Source organism: Neopusillimonas aromaticivorans, from assembly GCF_030344915.1.
Classification (GTDB): domain Bacteria; phylum Pseudomonadota; class Gammaproteobacteria; order Burkholderiales; family Burkholderiaceae_B; genus Neopusillimonas; species Neopusillimonas aromaticivorans.
Map to the genome: position 1 here is coordinate 3,052,049 of NZ_CP128233.1, position 17,016 is coordinate 3,069,064.

Consider the following 17,016-nt stretch of genomic DNA (forward strand, 5'->3'; position numbering starts at 1 on the left):
TTGATCCGGGTAGCATCGGCCGGTTTTGCATAGTTGCCAATGCCGGGCAGATTCTGCCCGGATTTTTCCGCTTCAGCGGGTGTAGGCTGATTCCCCGTGAGTACTGATATCCAGGCCTTCGCGCTCGGCTTCCGGGCTGACGCGCAGGCCGCATAGCTTGTCGGCAATGAAGTAGGCAACGACGGCAACGATACCGGTCCAGACGAACGTTACCAGAATGCCTTCGATCTGAACCCAGAGCTGGGGCAGGATGTCGGCGGCGCTGTCCAGGCCGGGACCGCCCATGGCCTTGGCATTCAGGATGCCGGTCAGGACTGCACCCACAATGCCACCCAGGGCGTGAATGCCGAAGACATCCAGAGAATCGTCAGCGCGCAGCATGCGTTTCAGGCCATTCACACCCCACACACGCAGCACCGGTCAGGACACCAATCACCAGGGCACCGACGGGGCCAACCAGACCGGCCGCGGGGGTGATGCCGACCAGGCCGGCGACGGCACCTGATACAGCGCCCAGCATGGATGGCTTGCCTTTGACCAGCCATTCAGTCAACAGCCAGGCCAGTAGGGCAGCCGCTGTGGCAACCAAAGTATTAAAGAAGGCCAGGGCAGCCGTTTCATTGGCGCCGAGCGCCGAGCCAGCGTTGAACCCGAACCAGCCCACCCACAGCAGGGCTCCGCCAATCATGGTCATGGGGAGGTTGTGAGGGGGCATGGCTTCACGACCGTAGCCCAGGCGCGGGCCGAGGTAGTACGCACCCACCAGTCCGGCAACGCCTGCGTTGATATGCACGACAGTGCCGCCGGCGAAATCAAGGGCGCCTTTTTCAAGCAGCCATCCGCCGGGGCCCCAGACCATGTGGGCGATGGGCAGGTAGGCGAAGGTGACCCAGATCAGGGTAAAGACAATCACGGCGGAGAATTTGACGCGTTCGGCCAGGCCTCCCACGATCAGTGCGCAGGTAATGCCGGCGAATGTCGCCTGAAAGGCGGCAAAGCTGATTTCAGGAATCGTGCCGGCCATGACGTATTCGCCAGTGTCCAGGTTGGCCATGCCGCTGAAGAACAGACGGGAAAAACCACCGAAAAAGGCATTGCCTTCAGTGAACGCAACGGAGTAACCGTAGACGAACCAGACCACAATGGCCAATGAAAAGGTGGTGAGGACTTGTGCCAGCACGGACAGCACATTCTTGGAGCGCACCAGACCGCCGTAGAACAAGGCCAGGGCGGGTACGACCATCATCAAAACCAGCAGCGTTGAAACGCTGACCCATACAAAATCGGCTGCATTCATTTCAGTAACTCCTAGATGGCGGCATCGCCGTCTTCGCCGGTGCGAATACGGATGACTTGTTCAAGGGGGTGACGAAAATCTTTCCGTCCCCGATCTTGCCGGTGTGGGCGGCCGCGCAAAGACTTTCAACAGCCCGTTCGACCTGGTCGTCGGTGACGGCCAGTTCGATGCGTAGTTTGGGCAGGAAGTCCACGGTGTATTCGGCACCCCGGTACAGTTCGGTATGGCCTTTCTGGCGTCCGAACCCTTTGACTTCAGTCACTGTCATGCCTTGAATACCGACTTCGGCCAGAGCTTCCTGACCTCGTCCAGCTTGAATGGTTTGATGATTGCGGTGATGAGTTTCATGATGTGCTTCCTTTTAGAGGGCGATCGATTCCTCTGAAGCAATTTGCGTGCCAGTTTTTTGATCCGTATCGGTCAATTGGCCTGACCGGTGCGGGATGGCATTGGTAATATCGGCACGCTTATTACACACGGCGTTGGCGATGCGATATTTGGCACGCAGCGGCCGTGCGCATTGCCTGTGACGGGTGCGTAAATGGGGCTGGTCATGCGTGCCTGGGTACGTAAGTGGTGCGTGCGAGCCGGATTGCACCATTACGGTGCTGTTTTGATGGGGTTTTGCACCAGGGTGAAGAGATCTTTGGTGCGGCTGAGGCATTTGTAACAAACCAGGGTGGTTTGTGGGGGTATTGTGTCGTGATGTATATCCGTGTCTGGACGTCTGTGGACTCAAACCCTTATCATGCGGTGCTTTATTCTTGTTTTTATTAAGGTGAATTCTTGCTTTTGTAATTAGGGCTTACACTAATACGGTCGACTTTTTGACCCGGTTCGATAGAATTGTAACGACCTTCAGTAACTTCACTCAGGAATACGCATGAAAACACAACGTAAACATCTGGCCATCCTTGCTTTGATCGCTTCTGCCGGTATTCTTGCCGCGTGCTCGAAGGAAGAGCCGGCGCCGGTGCCCGCGCCAGCACCTGCCGTTGAGCAGCCCGCGCCTGTTGACAAGCCTACCGTTGGAGAGGCCGTCCAGAGCGCGACCGATGCCGCAGCACAGAAAGCTGCCGAAGTCCGTGACCAGGCTGCAGAAGCCGCTGCGAAAGTGGGTGATGCCCTCAAACAGGGTGCCGCCGATGCCGACAAGGCAATTCAGGGCGCTTTGACCAGTGCGCAAGACGCTGCCGGGAAAGCGGCTGCGGGTGCCGCCGAGCTGGCTGACAAGGCGAAAGAGGCCGCTGCCGGTGCCGCAGAAAAGACAGCCGAGGGCACCGAAAAAGCCGTTGAGAGCACTGAGAAGGCGGCAGACAAGGTGGTCGAGGAAGTCAAGTCCTGAATCCATCATTAGCCCTGGTCAGTCTGGGGCCGATACCGCAAGGCGGGCGCACCATGCGCCCGTTTTTTATTTAAACTGATGCTATTTGATAGTTACTCAGGGGCAAGGCATGATGAATCGTACTGACTGGTTTGAAGACCTGCAGAAAAATGTGTCCGAAATGATCAAGAACAGCCCGGCAGCAGATATCGAGCGCAACGTCAAGGCGATGATGGCCCAAACGTTTACGCGTCTTGATCTGGTGACGCGTGAAGAGTTTGACATCCAGGCGGCGCTGTTGGAAAAGGCGTTGGCACGTGTGGCTGCGCTGGAAACCCGGTTGGCGGCGCTTGAGGCACGTACTAGCGAGACAGGCCCGGACGCCTGAGTCCCCGGCCTGATTTCCAGGTCAATGCGGCGGGCTGTGCAGTCCGTCCGGTGGCATTAATTGCCCCGGTTTGGTCGCAGTATCTGTCTTTAGTTCGGGGTTTCCCCGTCTGACCGTTTTATCCCGCAGGGTTCCCGTGTCGCCCATCCTTCCGGCAAACTGACCGGTATCAATCAGCGCGTCAATGGTTTGGCCAGGAACGAATGCTTCCCGGCTGTCGCGCTCGCGTATCGGGGGTGGGTTATGTCGCTTGCAGTGGTGTCCAGCCGTGCCTTGTTCGGGCTTGAGGCCGTGCCGGTGCGTGTCGAAGTGCACGTCGGTCCGGGGCTTCCGGCCTTCAACCTGGTTGGTCTGCCGGGTGCGGGTGTGCGTGAAAGTCGTGATCGTGTTCGCTCGGCCATTCTCAGCAGTGGTTTTGATTTTCCGGCAGGCCGGGTAACGGTCAATCTGGCGCCGGCCGACTTGCCCAAGGCCTCGGGGCGGTTTGATTTGCCTATTGCTCTGGGTATTTTGCTGGCCTCCGGGCAGGTCGCGTGTACCGATGATACCGACATGGCGGGGCTGGTCTTTGCCGGTGAGCTGTCTCTGACCGGGGCCGTCGTTTCCATCGATGCCGTGCTGGCTATCGCGCTGGCTGTAGCGCGTGACACACCCGGGGCGATTCTGGTCGTGCCCGCGCGCTGTGCCGATGTGGCGGCCAGTGTTCCCGGGTTAACTGTTCTGGCAGCCGACAGTCTGGCCCATGTGGCGGCGCACCTTGCCGGGGTGTCCGGTTTGACTGTGGTTGGCTATCAGACGCTACAGGCAGCCGATATGACAGGGTATTGTTTGTCCGAAGTGCGCGGTCAGGCCGTAGCGCGGCGTGTGCTTGAAATTGCCGCCGCGGGTGGTCACAGCCTGTTGATGTCAGGCCCGCCGGGTACCGGAAAAAGCATGCTGGCCAATCGATTGCCGTCATTATTGCCACCGTTGTCGCATGCCCAGGCGCTTGAGGCCATGGCGCTGGCGGGGGTTGCCGGGCGAAACCAGCCCCTGGATTTAACGCCACCTTTTCGATCGCCGCACCATTCGTGTTCGGTGGCGGCCCTGGTCGGGGGTGGCGTCATTCCGCGACCGGGCGAAATCAGTCTGGCGCATCGAGGCGTGTTGTTTCTTGATGAGTTGCCCGAGTTCAGTCGCCAGGCGCTGGAGTCGCTGCGTGAGCCGCTGGAAACCGGCTCGGTCAGTATCGCCCGTTCCTCGCGTTCAGTCGTGTATCCTGCCCGATTCCAGCTGGTTGCAGCCATGAACCCGTGTCCTTGCGGTTGGCTGGGGCATGGCGTTCGTGCGTGTCGGTGCACCCCGGATCGCATCGATCATTATCGGTCCAGGTTATCGGGGCCGTTGCTTGATCGCATTGATTTACAGGTGGTGCTTGGGGCTGTCGGCCGCGGCTGGTCATCCTTGCCTTTGGGCGAGTCGTCGGCGATAGTGCGCGAACGAGTCACACGCTGCCGAGGCTTGCAGATGCAGCGTCAGGGGTGCCTGAATGCCGATCTCGCGGGCGGTGCGCTGGAACGTCAGGCCTCATTGTTGCCCGAGGCGCGTCAGGCGCTTGATGACATTGCGCTGCGGCATAGCTGGTCAGGTCGTGTGATTCACCGGGTCTTGCGGGTAGCGCGTACCCTGGCTGATCTGGCCGGGCCTGATGTTCTGACGCGGGATCACGTTCTCGAGGCTGCACAGTACAGGCCTGCCTGGTAGTGTTGTAAGCGAAACCCGGCCAGTGGACTTGCAAACGAAAACATCATATAATCAAAGGCTTTTCGTAAAACCGGTTAGGGAAAGTTGCACCATTATCAGGTTTGAGGTTTGGCAGTAATGCCATTAATCGGGTTTGGCAGTAGTGCCAAACTGCCAAACGGGTTTGCAGAAAAGAATTCGCCTTTGGCGAAAAAACGCCCTTGGCTGGCCACTCTTTAGCCTGCCGGGGTTTGTGTGTCGCGCTTTGCAGGTTGGCAAGCGTTGCGGGCCGTACAACAGGTGTGCGGTGTACAGCAACCACCTGAAGGCGCAAATAACAGAGCTATCACCATGCCTAAAATGAAAACCAAACGGGGCGCCGCCAAGCGCTTCCAGGTCCGCGGCAGCGGGTCGATCAAACGGGGTCAAGCGTTCAAGCGCCACATCCTTACCAAGAAAACCACCAAGAACAAGCGTCAGTTGCGCGGTTCTGCTGCGGTTCACAAGTCAGATGTTGCGTCCGTACGCAGCATGATGCCTTACGCTTGATTTAACGGAGATCGACTATGCCACGCGTAAAACGCGGCGTTACCGCCCGCGCTCGTCACAAAAAAGTTATCAAAGCAGCCAAAGGTTATCGCGGTCGCCGCGGTAATGTATTCCGGGTTGCCAAACAAGCGGTCATGCGCGCAGGCCAATACGCCTACCGCGACCGTCGCAACAAGAAGCGCACTTTCCGCGCCCTCTGGATCACGCGTATCAATGCCGCGTGCCGCGAGTTGGGCGTAACGTACAGCGTCTTCATCGCCGGTACCAAGAAAGCCGCTATCGAGCTCGATCGCAAAGTGCTGGCCGACATGGCTGTTCACGACAAGGCAGGTTTTGCTGCAGTCGTTGCTCAGGCTAAGGCTGCATTGGCTTCCTGATCGGTTTGCCGACAGTGTAGTGACAAAAACGGGGCTCGTTCTGGGCTCCGTTTGTATTTGGAAAAGCGATATTCATGACTTCCCCGGTTGATGACCTGATCGTTCAGGCCCAAGAAGCATTCGCGCAGTCTGCTGACGTGACCGCGCTTGAAAACGCCAAAGCCCGTTTCCTGGGCAAACAAGGCGCACTGACCGCCATGATGAAAAATCTGGCCCAGCTTGACCCCGAACAAAAGCGTAGCGAAGGGGCACGTATCAATGTGCTCAAGCAGCAGGTCGAGGCGCTGCTGACAGAACGCCGGGCCCAATTGGCTCAGGCCGAACTGGACAAGCGGCTGGCGGCTGAAACGATCGATGTCTCATTGCCCGGTCGCGGGCCGGGCATGGGTGGTATTCACCCGGTCATCCAGACCTGGCAGCGGGTTGAATCCATTTTCCGTTCGATTGGTTTTGAAGTGGCTGATGGCCCTGAAATCGAAAACGATTGGACCAACTTTACTGCCCTGAACAACCCGGAAAATCACCCGGCGCGTTCCATGCAAGATACGTTTTATGTCGACATGAACGATGAGCAAGGCTTGCCGTTTTTGTTGCGTACACACACCAGTCCCATGCAGGTGCGTTATGCCCGCATGAACAAACCACCCATCAAGGTCATTGCGCCCGGCCGTACCTATCGGGTTGACAGCGATGCCACACACTCACCCATGTTCCATCAGGTCGAAGGCCTCTGGATTGCCGACAACATTTCGTTCGCCGATCTGAAGGGTGTGTACACCAATTTCCTGCGGGCGTTTTTTGAAACCGACGACTTGTGCGTGCGGTTCCGCCCCTCGTTCTTTCCGTTTACCGAGCCTTCTGCCGAGATTGACATGATGTTCACGTCCGGCCCCAATCAGGGGCGCTGGCTCGAAATTTCCGGTTCCGGCCAGGTCCACCCCGAGGTTATCCGTAATTTCGGCCTTGACCCCGAGCAGTACATTGGCTTTGCGTTCGGCTCCGGCCTTGAACGCCTGACCATGCTGCGCTACGGGGTCAATGACCTGCGCCAGTTCTACGAAGGTGACCTGCGCTTCCTGCGTCAGTTCAATCGTTAACCTGAATACGGATTTCATTCTCAATCATGCAATTTTCCGAATCCTGGCTGCGCTCATTCACCAACCCCGACCTGAGCACCGAAGCGCTGTCGCATCAACTGACCATGGCGGGCCTTGAGGTTGAAGAAACCCAGCCCGTGGCGCCGCCGTTCAGCGGCATTGTCGTGGGTCACATTACCGAAATTGCGCCACACCCCAACGCGGACAAACTGCGGGTCTGTCAGGTGGATGACGGCTCCGGCACGCTGCTGCAGATCGTGTGTGGCGCACCCAACGCGGCGGCGGGCCTCAAGGTGCCGTTTGCCCGTCTGGGCGCCGAATTGCCTGGCGGCATGAAAATCGGCAAGGTCAAGATGCGCGGTGTTGAATCGTTTGGCATGCTGTGCTCGGCTCGCGAACTGGGCTTGTCAGAAGACCATGCCGGTTTGCTGGAACTGGACGACCGTGCGCAACCAGGTCAATCGATTCGTGAAATGCTCGATCTGGACGACACCTTGTTCACCCTGAAACTGACGCCTAACCGTGCCGATTGCCTGTCAATTCTGGGCGTTGCTCGTGAAGTGGCGGCGCTTACAGGCGCACCGCTGGTGCGCCGCCCGTATCAGCCGGTGCCCGTCACGCTGGAAGACCGCCTGCCGGTGACGGTTCAGGCCCCTGATTTATGCGGTCGTTTTGCCGGACGTATTATTCGTGGTGTGAATGCGCGTGCACAAACGCCGGCCTGGATGAAATCCCGGCTTGAGCGGGCAGGGCAACGCGCCATCTCGGCCCTGGTCGATATTTCCAACTATGTCATGCTCGAACTGGGCCGTCCGACCCATGTGTTTGATTTGAACACCATCAGCCAGGGGTTGACGGTGCGTTGGGCCAATGCGGGCGAATCACTCAAGCTGCTGAACGAACAAACCGTCGCGTTGCAGCCTGACGTCGGCGTGATTGCCAGCGGCGACCAGCTGGAAAGCCTGGCCGGTATCATGGGCGGCGATGCCAGTGCCGTTACCCTGGATACCACCGATATTTACCTCGAAGGCGCGTTCTGGTGGCCCGAGGCCATCATGGGCCGTGCCCGCCGCTTCAAGTTCAGCTCGGAAGCCAGCCACCGGTTTGAACGGGGTGTCGATTTCGCGAACATTCCTGAAGACCTCGAAATCATGACGCGCCTGATCGTGGACATTTGTGGTGGGCAGGTGGGTCCGCTCGATGACCAGATTATCCGTTTGCCGCAGCGCGATCCTGTCGAAATGCGTCTTGACCGTTGCCGCCGCATTCTGGGCGTACCCCTTGATCAGGCTCAGGTCGAAGACATTTTCACGCGCCTGGGGTTGCCGTTTGAGGTGAACGCCGGGGTATTCCGTGTCACACCACCCTCGTTCCGCTTCGATATTGCCATTGAAGAAGACCTGGTTGAAGAAGTGGCCCGCGTTTACGGCTTCGAACAGATCCCTGATCAGGCTCCGGTTGCGCCTGCCGTCATGGCGGTACAGCCTGAAACCCTGCAGGGGCCACACCTGTTGCGCCAGCGCCTGGCACTGCGTGATTATCAGGAAGTCATCAACTTTTCGTTTGTTGAAGAGGCCTGGGAGCAAAATTACGCCGGTAATGCCGACCCGATTCGCTTGTTGAACCCGATTGCCAGCCAGCTGGCGGTCATGCGTTCCAGTCTGATCGGTGGTCTGCTGGCCAATATCCGTCACAATGCCAACCGCAAACAGTCACGTGTGCGGGTATTTGAACTGGGTCGTGTGTTTGCCCGCGACAGCCGTGTCGCTGACGGTGATCTGACCGTCAAGGGCGTCAGCCAGCCACAGCGTATTGCTGCTGCGGCGTGGGGGCCGGCCTTGCCCGAGCAGTGGGGCGCACCGACTCGTCCGGTTGATTTCTACGACGTGAAAAGTGATCTTGAGGCCCTTTGGGGGCACGTGCGGCTGACCTGGTCTGCAAATCCGCATCCCACCCGGCCCTGCATCCTGGGCGTTCTGCACAGCTTTTGCTGGACGGGCAGCCCATAGGCTGGATCGGTGAAGTGCATCCGCGTTGGGCACAACAGCTGGATATGGCACATGCCCCCGTAGTTTTCGAGGTGGATGTTGATGCGATTTCCACAATCGCCTTGCCCGCGCCTGCTGAACTGTCGCGTCAGCCCATCGTGATTCGTGACCTGGCGGTCTGGGTGGATGCCAGTGTGGCGTGGCAAGATCTGATGGCGACCCTGCAGGCGACTATTGCGGCCGACGACAGTCTGGCCATCGTGAAAGACATTCGTTTGTTTGACGTCTGGCGCGACAAGGCCCAGGCCGATGCGCAGACCAGCCTGGCCTTGCGGTTCTGGCTGCAAGATGCTGCAGTCACACTGGATGACGCGCAGGTAGAACAGTGCATGGCCCGGTTGCTGGATGCCCTGGTCACCACCCATGGCGTTCGTCAGCGCGCCTGACCGGAGATTTGGATGAATCAAGAAACACGCACCCTGACCAAGGCCGAGCTGGCTGAATTGCTGTTTGACCGGGTTGGTCTGAACAAACGTGAAGCCAAAGATCTGGTGGATACCTTTTTGAAGAGATTCGGGACGCGCTGGCCAACGGCGTGGAAGTGAAACTGTCGGGTTTTGGCAATTTCCAGGTGCGCGACAAGCCGCCACGTCCGGGCCGCAACCCCAAAACGGGTGAAGTCATTCCCATCGAAGCGCGTCGTGTCGTTACGTTTCATGCCAGTCAGAAGCTGAAAAGCGCTGTTGAGCAGGCAGGGACCGGGCCGGTTACCCCTGCCGCCGACAAGGTTTGAGTTCTGTCCCGTGTTTGTTATGATCGACAGCCTTAACCGATTTTAACCTATAGACAGGCCGTTATTCCGCCCATGAGTACTCCAGAAACCTCTGTTGCCTTGCCGCCGATTCCCGCCAAACGTTATTTCACGATTGGCGAGGTCAGCGATTTGTGCGGCGTCAAACCACATGTTCTGCGTTATTGGGAACAAGAGTTTACGCAGCTCAAGCCGGTCAAGCGTCGCGGTAATCGCCGATATTACCAGCACCACGAGGTGTTGTTGATTCGTCGTATTCGCGATTTGCTGTACGAGCAGGGTTTCACGATCAGCGGGGCACGCAACCGTCTGGGCGATGTGCGCGAGGTCGATCACGACCAGGAAGCCGCCGTACGTTTGTCGGGCACCGAGTTCCAGGCGCTGCGCACCGAACTTGCCGCCATCCGTGACAGCTTGTCAGAGGCTCTTGGCGCCCCTGCGCTGGGCTGATGCGGGCCCAAGCACTGCAGGCCCTGTGCCTGACAGACCCTGCCCAAAAAATCGTAGCGGTCAATGCACTGCACGCCGCTTTTGCGCCTAGTGGCTGCCTTGATCGTGCTTCCGGGCAGGGTGGCCGTCTTGCTGCTGCCCAGGGTCGTCAGTGTGCGGCCGGGCCAGGCACCCTTCAGGTCAACCGTATGGCATTGACAGCGCAGCGGTGCTGATACCTCCGGCCACTGTGCCCGGGCGTCCTGCCAGGCCCGAATTGGTGCCTCCGTTCAATGTCAAGCAACGTTCGCCCCGGTCCCCGCAGGGGCTGGCCGCGCTGATCCACGCCCTGGCTCATATTGAATTCAATGCCATCAATCTGGCGCTGGACATCATCTGGCGTTTTCCTGGCATGCCCGAGGCGTTTTACACCGACTGGTTACGGGTCGCACACGAAGAAGCCCTGCATTTTGATTTACTGAGTCGCCATTTGCAATCAATGGGCTATCAGTATGGTGATTTTCCCGCCCATGACGGGCTTTGGGAAATGGCCGAGCGTACGGCCAACGATCTGATGGCACGTCTGGCACTGGTGCCGCGCACGCTTGAGGCGCGTGGGCTGGATGCGTCGCCGCCGGTACGCGCCAAGCTGCAGTCGGCAGGCGACACCGTGGGTGCAGGCATTATCGACATTATTCTGCGTGACGAGATTACCCACGTGGCCATTGGCAATGACTGGTACCGCTATGTATGCGAGCAGCAGGGTCTTGACCCGCTGACGCAGTACGCGGTACTGGCTGCGCAGTATCGGGCGCCGCGCCTGAAAGGCCCCTTCAACCTTGAGGCGCGGCGAGCTGCCGGGTTTACCGAGGCTGAGCTTGATGCGCTGCAGTCGGAGCCGGTTTCAACGACGGTGCCTCAGGGTCTGGCATAACCGTTTTTACACCTTGGCCGATGAACAGCACAACACCTTCCGGCGCACGGGCGGTGTCAATGCCCTGTTTTTCGAGGGTGATTTCAAACAGCGTGTTTTCATCAAGCGCCACCCCATCGGGCAAGGCCAACGTGTTGACTGCGGTGTCATCCAGCCAACCCAAAAAGTGCGTGTCGGGTGAGTTTGTGGCACGTGTCCATAGCGCCAGGCCTTGATCGGCGGTTTTGTTGCTTTGCAGGCGCGGCTCGGCACGCAAGTGGCCCGGACCGGCTTGCGTGATGACCCACCCCGGGGTTGAGCTGCTGTTGGGTGGCTGCAAAATGGCAATTGACAACAGTTCGGGTGGCTTGGGTGTCGCCTGTTGTACGCTGGTTTGCGGCGGGTTGGACGTGAGGCCGTGGCGCAAGGCCGTGTAAGCCAGCACCGCGATGCCGGCCAGAACCCCCAAGGCGAGCCAACCGATGGGTCGGGCGTACCAGGCCGGTTGTTGCGCTTGCGGGCGATGCCCAATGTCTGGCCCGTGGGCTGTCGATACGGCGTGGCTGTCAGGCTGGGCCTGAGGTTGATCGGGTAAGGAAGACGGGCTGTCATGGCCGGGGCGGGCACTGCCCGTGGTGGCGATGCTGTGCGTATCCGGGCCGCTGAAGGCTGGCTCGGCACGCCGGGATGATGCCACCTGCGGCTGCCTGGTTCGGGCGGCTGGATCAATGCTCTGCGAGGTGCCGGTGCTTGGCGGTGTCGGGCTGCGAGACGGTGCTGACGTCGTGTTTCGTGAAGCCCCCGACGTTATGTTTTGCGACGGCGTCGATGCCGGGTTGTGTGACTGAGGGGGGCTTCCGGGCGCCACAGTGGCTGAACTTCCGGATCAAGGCGTGGCAGGCCCAGTGTGCGCTGAACCCGCGCCAGGATCAGTGGGTCTGGTGTGGCAGGCGGCAGGCGGTCGGCCATGGCCAGCAGCACGGTTTCCCAGTGCAAGGCCAGATGTACGGCTTCGTCGTTGCTGTTGATCAGCTCACGAACCTGAACTTCTTCCTGGCCATACAGCGTGCCCAGCGTGTATTCGGCAATGCTCAGGCGGGTGTCGGGCGGAAGGGGGCTGAGGGTGTGCGGTTTGTCATGTGATTCCCCGTGTTTCAAGACGATGCAAAGCGCGTCGCAAGTGGCCGCGCACCTCATCCTCGGGAATTTGCATGAGTGTTGAAATTTGCGGGGCGGTCAGCCCTTTGTAGTACGCCAGCCCGATGGCATCAATGGCCGTTGGGTCAGCCTGGGCCAGGCCATCATCAAGATCGTCGTGAAGCATGCGGGCGTTGTCTTGCAGCCATGTGCGCAGCAGGCTGCTGCGTGTTGCATCGGGGTTGCCGGGCGGTTGACGAAGTTCGCGCATCAGGCGGTAGCGCAAGATGCTGTAGATCCAGGCGCGGGCGCTGCCCGAGGCCGGGTCGAAGTGGTCGGCATGTTTCCAGACCATGACAAACACATCGTGCAACGCTTGTTGCGCCTTGGCCGGGTCTTCAAGCATTTGTTGTGCCAGGGCCAGCATGACGGCCGATTCGTGGTTGAACAACACGGTCAGTGCGGCGGCATCACCTTGCCCGCAACGCAGCAAAATTGAGTTGTAGTTGAAGGAACTGAGGGCCATGAAACCTCGGGTTTGGAGTTGGGGTTGATTCTGGTACCCGCCAGGCACCGTGAGGGCGCCGACATTGCCCTGTATTGTAGTGCGGCATTCGAGGCGGCAGTGCCCGGGCAGCGTAAAATGCCCGTCTTTGATTGATTACGGAACCGGGGCGCGCTTGCCGCTCTGTTGGGCTTATGAGATTTACTGCACGCGGCCAGGCTCCTGCCAACCGCAACGATATTCAAACCCTGAAGTCGCTGTTGCCCTACGTGTGGCAATTCAAGGGCCGGGTGTTGGTCGCCATTGCCTGTCTGGTTGCCGCCAAGGTGGCCAGCGTTATTTCACCACTGTTTTTGAAAGATGTGGTTGACCAGTTGGGTATGCCGCAAACACTGCTGGTCATGCCGGTTGCTGCCTTGCTGGGTTACGGTTTTGCACGTCTGGCGACCAGCGTATTTGGCGAGTTGCGTGACGCCCTGTTCGCCCGCGTGACGCAGGGGTCAATCCGGACCATTGCCACACGGTTGTATCGCCATTTGTTCACCCTGTCGATGCGGTTTCATTTGCAGCGACAGACCGGTGGCCTGAGCCGCGATATCGAGCGGGGTACCAAGGGTATTGGATTCTTGCTCAATTTCACGGTTTTCAATATCCTGCCTACCTTGCTGGAAATCGTCATGGTGGCCACGATACTGTTCTGGCGTTATGACTTCTGGTTTGCGGTGGTGACGTTGGGCACAATTGCCGCTTACATCATGTTCACCCTGGTGGTGACCGAAAAGCGGATGGTGTACCGGCGCAGCATGAACGATCTGGACAGCAAGGCGAACAGTAAAGCGATTGATGCCCTGCTGAATTATGAAACGGTCAAGTATTTTGGCAATGAAGGCTACGAGCTGAATCGCTACGACGGCAATCTGGCCAAGTGGGTGGAATCGGCGGTCAAAAACCAGGTGTCCCTGAATTTTCTGAACATGGGGCAGGGCATCATCATTACGTTGGGTATCACTGCGCTGATCTGGATGTCAGCCCAAGGGGTGGTCAACCAGACCATGACGGTAGGTGATGTGGTTCTGGTGTCGGCGTACCTGACCCAGTTGTATTCGCCACTGAATTTCCTGGGCTTTGTGTATCGGGAAATCAAGCATGCGCTGGCCGACATGGAGCGCATGTTCGGGTTGCTGGACAAGGCCCAGGAAGTGGCCGATGCGCCCGGCGCTGCAACACTTGATACACGGCAGGCCGAGATCCGTTTCAACCAGGTCAGTTTTGGCTACGAGGACAACCGCCAGATACTGTTTGATGTGTCGTTCGCCATTCCGGCGGGTAAAACACTGGCTGTGGTGGGGGCCTCGGGGGCTGGAAAATCAACCCTGTCGCGCTTGCTGTTCCGTTTTTATGATGTCTCGGACGGTTCGATTACCGTGAACGGCACGGATATCCGGCAACTGACACAAGACAGCTTGCGTCGCCATATTGGTATCGTGCCGCAGGATACGGTGCTGTTCAACGACACCATTGGCTACAACATTGCATACGGTAATCCGGGTGCATCGCAAGCGCAGATTGAACAGGCGGCCCGGGCGGCCAGCATCCATGACTTCGTGATGCGTTTGCCGGAAGGCTACAACACCCAGGTGGGCGAGCGGGGGTTGAAGCTGTCGGGCGGTGAGAAACAGCGCGTGGCCATTGCACGTACCCTGCTCAAAAACCCACCCATTCTTATTCTGGATGAAGCGACCAGTGCACTGGATACGCCTACCGAACGGGCGATTCAGGAAGAGCTGAACATCATTTCGCGAGATCGCACCACGCTGATCATTGCTCATCGGTTGTCCACCGTGGCGGACGCCGACCAGATTCTGGTGATGGATCAGGGACGGGTTATCGAGCAGGGGACGCACCGCGAATTGCTGGCTGTCGATGGCCGCTATGCCCATATGTGGGCGTTGCAGCAGGCCGGTGAAGACGAGGGTTGAGACAAGAGGTAATTCCGGGCGTCGTCAGGGTGTCCGGGGCCGGGAAGTCGCGACTGTGCAGGTAAATGTCAGGCCCCAGTTCGGCCAGCAGTTGAATCAGGCCCAGCGGCAACAGGGCATGGGGCTCGATGATGGTGATGTTTGCCATTTGCCGTTTCCTTGTAATGCGTTCGGCGGGTAACCCTGTTGCACACCCCACCAGTAGCAGTGCCTGCAAAAGATTTACCGTTTGTCGTTTCTTTGATGCCATTCTTTACCCCAGCCACGTTCGTTAACGGGTAGATACAGCGGTCCGGGAAACTATAGAGACGACGACGGAGACTGAATATGCGCAGGATGTCTTACGCCCGCTGGCGAGGGAGGTCCTCTGTGTGGACTAGGGCGTGAAAAATTATTCGAGTTCGCTTGCGAAAGTTAATTTTTTAATGCTAGAATAGCGTTCTTTAGTCGGGGCGTAGCGCAGCCTGGTAGCGCACTTGCATGGGGTGCAAGGGGTCGAGTGTTCGAATCACTCCGTCCCGACCAATAAATTCAAGGGGTTACAGCTTAATTGCTGTAACCCCTTTTCGATTGTGTGCGTTTTTGCCCCACTTTTTGCCTCACCGAGTGCAAACCAGAGTTGGGTTGGCATCAATCTGTCGCAACAGCATCAGCCTGCCATCGGAACTGAGGTCACTACCCTGGAAATTGGCCTGCAAATTTTTCCGACGAGAGGGTAGGGCGACCACCGCGCTGACCGCGAGCCCTTGCGGCCCTTCATGGCCGCAGTACCGAAGCTGAAATTCGTTTCATTCTTGAGCAGGCCACCAAGCCCACCGGAAACGTCAAATTGGGTTCCTTGCTGGCATCCATAGCCCGCGAGGCGGGCGGAATGACCGAGGAAGAAGCCGAACGATTCAACCAGTTGCGCGATAAGACACCAGCCGAGCCAATGAGGTTTGAGTGATCGTCATTGATACCAACGTCCCAAACCTATGCCGTCCTGATGGCACGGGCGAGGGTGGAGGGTAAGGCCATAGCCAGGGCAGACGGCTACATTGCCGCCACTGCCGCCGCGCATGGCTTGAAGGTAGCTACACGCGACACAAGCCCTTTTGAAGCGGTAGGGCTGTCGGTTATCAACCCTTGGAACGCCGAATCATGATTTAGGGTATTTCAACCCCATCAGGGTGACGGCTCTGCATCCAGGGCTTTGTTTGACCACAGCGCAGCGCATGACTACAATTGTGGTAAATAAATCTCAAAGGAGATTGCGATGAGCACTGTATCTGTGCGTATCGATGAAGAGCTGGTCATTGCCGCACGCGCTGCTGCGAAAGCCGAGTTCCGTACCGTACAGGGCCAAATGGAGTTCTGGGCCAAAGTGGGTCGAGCAGCACTCGACAACCCCGATTTACCGGCTTCGTTCATTGCCGAGAGCCTGATGAGCATGGCCGAGCCACGTGAGGACAGCACTGTCTTCATCCCCCGCTCAGCAACCAAGGCATGACTTGGGGTGTTCGCCAGACGCGGCGATTTGCGCGCATCTACAAGAAGCTGCACGACAATGTCGTGACCGAGGTCGATGGTGCAATCGAGGTGGTTGCAGGCAATCCGGACATTGGCGAGAAGAAGAAAGGCGATCTCTCAGCGTTGTGGGTCTACAAATTTCGCTGCCTGGGGCAGCTCTATCTGCTGGGTTACACCCGCGACGACGGCGTTCGGTTGGTGTATCTCGAAGCTGTCGGCCCCCACGAAAATTTTTACCGCGACGTGAAGGGCTAACTTCCTATCGATGGCAATGAACGACATTAGTTCGGCTTTCAAGCATCCAGTTGAAGAATAATGCTCATGGGTTCGCTGCCTTGATGGCTTAGGTAAGTGGCCGTTCCAAAGTAAGTAAATGGTGCCGCTTTGCCGTTAGCGAGCTTGTTTTCTCGAATGAACAAGTGGATTACGAAGCTTGAGCGTTGGTGGCCGTGGGATTCGACCTGGCTTGAAGCGTGCCGCTCGATCACGGGATGGGGAAAGTACATGTCTAAATTTCATGCATCGTCAACACAACTTCCTAAGAACGCCCGTGTGCTTGGCTATGGTGGTATTGATGTGTCGGTGCGCCAACGTATTGCAAGGGCATGCTGGCCGCAGTGGCTGCAAGCTCTTGTGCCCGTATCCGATCATGCACGGCGTCTGAAAGGTGATGGATGGATTAGCGTGGATACGGGAGAAGTGCTTGTTTCGCCCTACATTTTTTGGCAGGACGAATAGTACCGAAGGCGTCGTCGAGCAGGGGCAGTGTGGACTTTTACCACTATCAAGAGGCAACGGTTTAAAAGAATTTAATTTCTTGATAATAAGAGTCTAAATAGCAACAAACGAAACGACTTGTGCCAAATGCAACGGTTATGTAAACTCGAAACCATGAGGGTATTTACTAATATTTCAGTTTGTAGTGTCACAGCACGGAAGACCTCACCAACTAGGGCAAATGCATGAACACTTTTTGCCCATCTGAGCTTCT

General features: G+C 58.0%; 16 protein-coding genes, 1 tRNA gene and 6 pseudogenes. 18 read left to right on the forward strand and 5 right to left on the reverse strand.

The features are described from left to right. Positions 1 to 72 precede the first annotated feature (72 nt). A pseudogene (locus tag N7E01_RS16920) lies at positions 73 to 1,297 on the reverse strand (ammonium transporter). A gap of 11 nt (positions 1,298 to 1,308) precedes the next feature. After that, positions 1,309 to 1,645 (reverse strand): annotated as a pseudogene (locus N7E01_RS16925) (P-II family nitrogen regulator). A 535-nt stretch (positions 1,646 to 2,180) separates the two neighbouring features. On the opposite strand from N7E01_RS16925, the gene N7E01_RS16930 reads away from it, so the two are divergent. The 11 genes and pseudogenes from N7E01_RS16930 (at position 2,181) to N7E01_RS16980 (ending at position 10,916) form a co-directional block, all read left to right on the forward strand. Beyond that, positions 2,181 to 2,642, forward strand: coding sequence for a hypothetical protein (locus N7E01_RS16930; RefSeq protein WP_289173719.1), 462 nt, complete (start codon positions 2,181 to 2,183; stop codon positions 2,640 to 2,642). Between the two features lie 112 nt (positions 2,643 to 2,754). Next, positions 2,755 to 3,009 carry an accessory factor UbiK family protein gene (locus tag N7E01_RS16935; protein ID WP_434089589.1) on the forward strand — a complete coding sequence of 85 codons (255 nt, stop codon included), beginning with the start codon at positions 2,755 to 2,757 and terminating at the stop codon, positions 3,007 to 3,009. 243 nt (positions 3,010 to 3,252) lie between these two features. Further along, positions 3,253 to 4,752: a YifB family Mg chelatase-like AAA ATPase gene (locus N7E01_RS16940; protein ID WP_289173721.1), complete on the forward strand. Its 1,500-nt coding sequence runs from the start codon at positions 3,253 to 3,255 to the stop codon at positions 4,750 to 4,752. A gap of 330 nt (positions 4,753 to 5,082) precedes the next feature. Then, positions 5,083 to 5,280 (forward strand): 50S ribosomal protein L35, encoded by a 198-nt coding sequence (rpmI, locus tag N7E01_RS16945; RefSeq protein ID WP_119443091.1) that lies wholly within the window; start codon positions 5,083 to 5,085, stop codon positions 5,278 to 5,280. A gap of 17 nt (positions 5,281 to 5,297) precedes the next feature. Beyond that, positions 5,298 to 5,657: a 50S ribosomal protein L20 gene (rplT, locus tag N7E01_RS16950; RefSeq protein WP_289173722.1), complete on the forward strand. Its 360-nt coding sequence runs from the start codon at positions 5,298 to 5,300 to the stop codon at positions 5,655 to 5,657. Between the two features lie 74 nt (positions 5,658 to 5,731). Next, positions 5,732 to 6,754, forward strand: coding sequence for a phenylalanine--tRNA ligase subunit alpha (pheS, locus tag N7E01_RS16955; protein ID WP_289173723.1), 1,023 nt, complete (start codon positions 5,732 to 5,734; stop codon positions 6,752 to 6,754). A gap of 26 nt (positions 6,755 to 6,780) precedes the next feature. Next, a pseudogene (gene pheT / locus N7E01_RS16960) lies at positions 6,781 to 9,188 on the forward strand (phenylalanine--tRNA ligase subunit beta). A 12-nt stretch (positions 9,189 to 9,200) separates the two neighbouring features. Continuing rightward, positions 9,201 to 9,535: pseudogene (locus N7E01_RS16965) on the forward strand (integration host factor subunit alpha). Between the two features lie 72 nt (positions 9,536 to 9,607). Continuing rightward, positions 9,608 to 10,003 carry a MerR family transcriptional regulator gene (locus tag N7E01_RS16970; protein ID WP_289173724.1) on the forward strand — a complete coding sequence of 132 codons (396 nt, stop codon included), beginning with the start codon at positions 9,608 to 9,610 and terminating at the stop codon, positions 10,001 to 10,003. After that, entirely contained in the window at positions 10,003 to 10,218 is a 216-nt protein-coding gene (locus N7E01_RS16975; protein WP_289173725.1) for a hypothetical protein, read from the forward strand. The genes N7E01_RS16970 and N7E01_RS16975 overlap by 1 nt, the downstream gene beginning before the upstream one ends. Further along, positions 10,155 to 10,916: a ferritin-like domain-containing protein gene (locus N7E01_RS16980; RefSeq protein ID WP_434089531.1), complete on the forward strand. Its 762-nt coding sequence runs from the start codon at positions 10,155 to 10,157 to the stop codon at positions 10,914 to 10,916. The genes N7E01_RS16975 and N7E01_RS16980 overlap by 64 nt, the downstream gene beginning before the upstream one ends. Here the strand turns inward: N7E01_RS16980 and N7E01_RS16985 are convergent. From N7E01_RS16985 to N7E01_RS16995, 3 genes are all read right to left on the reverse strand, one after another. Continuing rightward, on the reverse strand, positions 10,846 to 11,592 hold the full coding sequence (locus tag N7E01_RS16985; RefSeq protein WP_289173727.1) for an anti-sigma factor domain-containing protein: 747 nt from the start codon (positions 11,590 to 11,592) through the stop codon (positions 10,846 to 10,848). The two genes, N7E01_RS16980 and N7E01_RS16985, sit on opposite strands and share 71 nt — an antisense overlap. A gap of 110 nt (positions 11,593 to 11,702) precedes the next feature. Beyond that, positions 11,703 to 12,053 carry a hypothetical protein gene (locus N7E01_RS16990; RefSeq protein ID WP_289173728.1) on the reverse strand — a complete coding sequence of 117 codons (351 nt, stop codon included), beginning with the start codon at positions 12,051 to 12,053 and terminating at the stop codon, positions 11,703 to 11,705. Further along, positions 12,031 to 12,558 carry a sigma-70 family RNA polymerase sigma factor gene (locus tag N7E01_RS16995; RefSeq protein WP_289173729.1) on the reverse strand — a complete coding sequence of 176 codons (528 nt, stop codon included), beginning with the start codon at positions 12,556 to 12,558 and terminating at the stop codon, positions 12,031 to 12,033. The genes N7E01_RS16990 and N7E01_RS16995 overlap by 23 nt, the downstream gene beginning before the upstream one ends. A 173-nt stretch (positions 12,559 to 12,731) precedes the next feature. Between N7E01_RS16995 and N7E01_RS17000 the strand changes: the two genes are divergently transcribed. From N7E01_RS17000 to N7E01_RS17030, 7 genes and pseudogenes are all read left to right on the forward strand, one after another. After that, on the forward strand, positions 12,732 to 14,516 hold the full coding sequence (locus N7E01_RS17000; RefSeq protein ID WP_289173730.1) for an ABCB family ABC transporter ATP-binding protein/permease: 1,785 nt from the start codon (positions 12,732 to 12,734) through the stop codon (positions 14,514 to 14,516). 448 nt (positions 14,517 to 14,964) lie between these two features. Beyond that, positions 14,965 to 15,041: transfer RNA gene (locus tag N7E01_RS17005), tRNA-Pro, on the forward strand. Positions 15,042 to 15,255: 214 nt separating this feature from the next. Then, positions 15,256 to 15,462, forward strand: a pseudogene (locus tag N7E01_RS17010) (FitA-like ribbon-helix-helix domain-containing protein); the annotation flags it as partial. A gap of 18 nt (positions 15,463 to 15,480) precedes the next feature. Further along, positions 15,481 to 15,660, forward strand: a pseudogene (locus N7E01_RS17015) (PIN domain-containing protein); the annotation flags it as partial. 111 nt (positions 15,661 to 15,771) lie between these two features. Beyond that, positions 15,772 to 16,005: a TA system antitoxin ParD family protein gene (locus tag N7E01_RS17020; RefSeq protein WP_289173731.1), complete on the forward strand. Its 234-nt coding sequence runs from the start codon at positions 15,772 to 15,774 to the stop codon at positions 16,003 to 16,005. Then, entirely contained in the window at positions 16,002 to 16,280 is a 279-nt protein-coding gene (locus N7E01_RS17025; RefSeq protein ID WP_289173732.1) for a type II toxin-antitoxin system RelE/ParE family toxin, read from the forward strand. The genes N7E01_RS17020 and N7E01_RS17025 overlap by 4 nt, the downstream gene beginning before the upstream one ends. Before the next feature lie 249 nt (positions 16,281 to 16,529). Then, a complete protein-coding gene (locus N7E01_RS17030) occupies positions 16,530 to 16,763 on the forward strand; it encodes a hypothetical protein (RefSeq protein ID WP_289173733.1) in 234 nt (77 codons plus the stop codon). Positions 16,764 to 17,016: the final 253 nt, after the last annotated feature.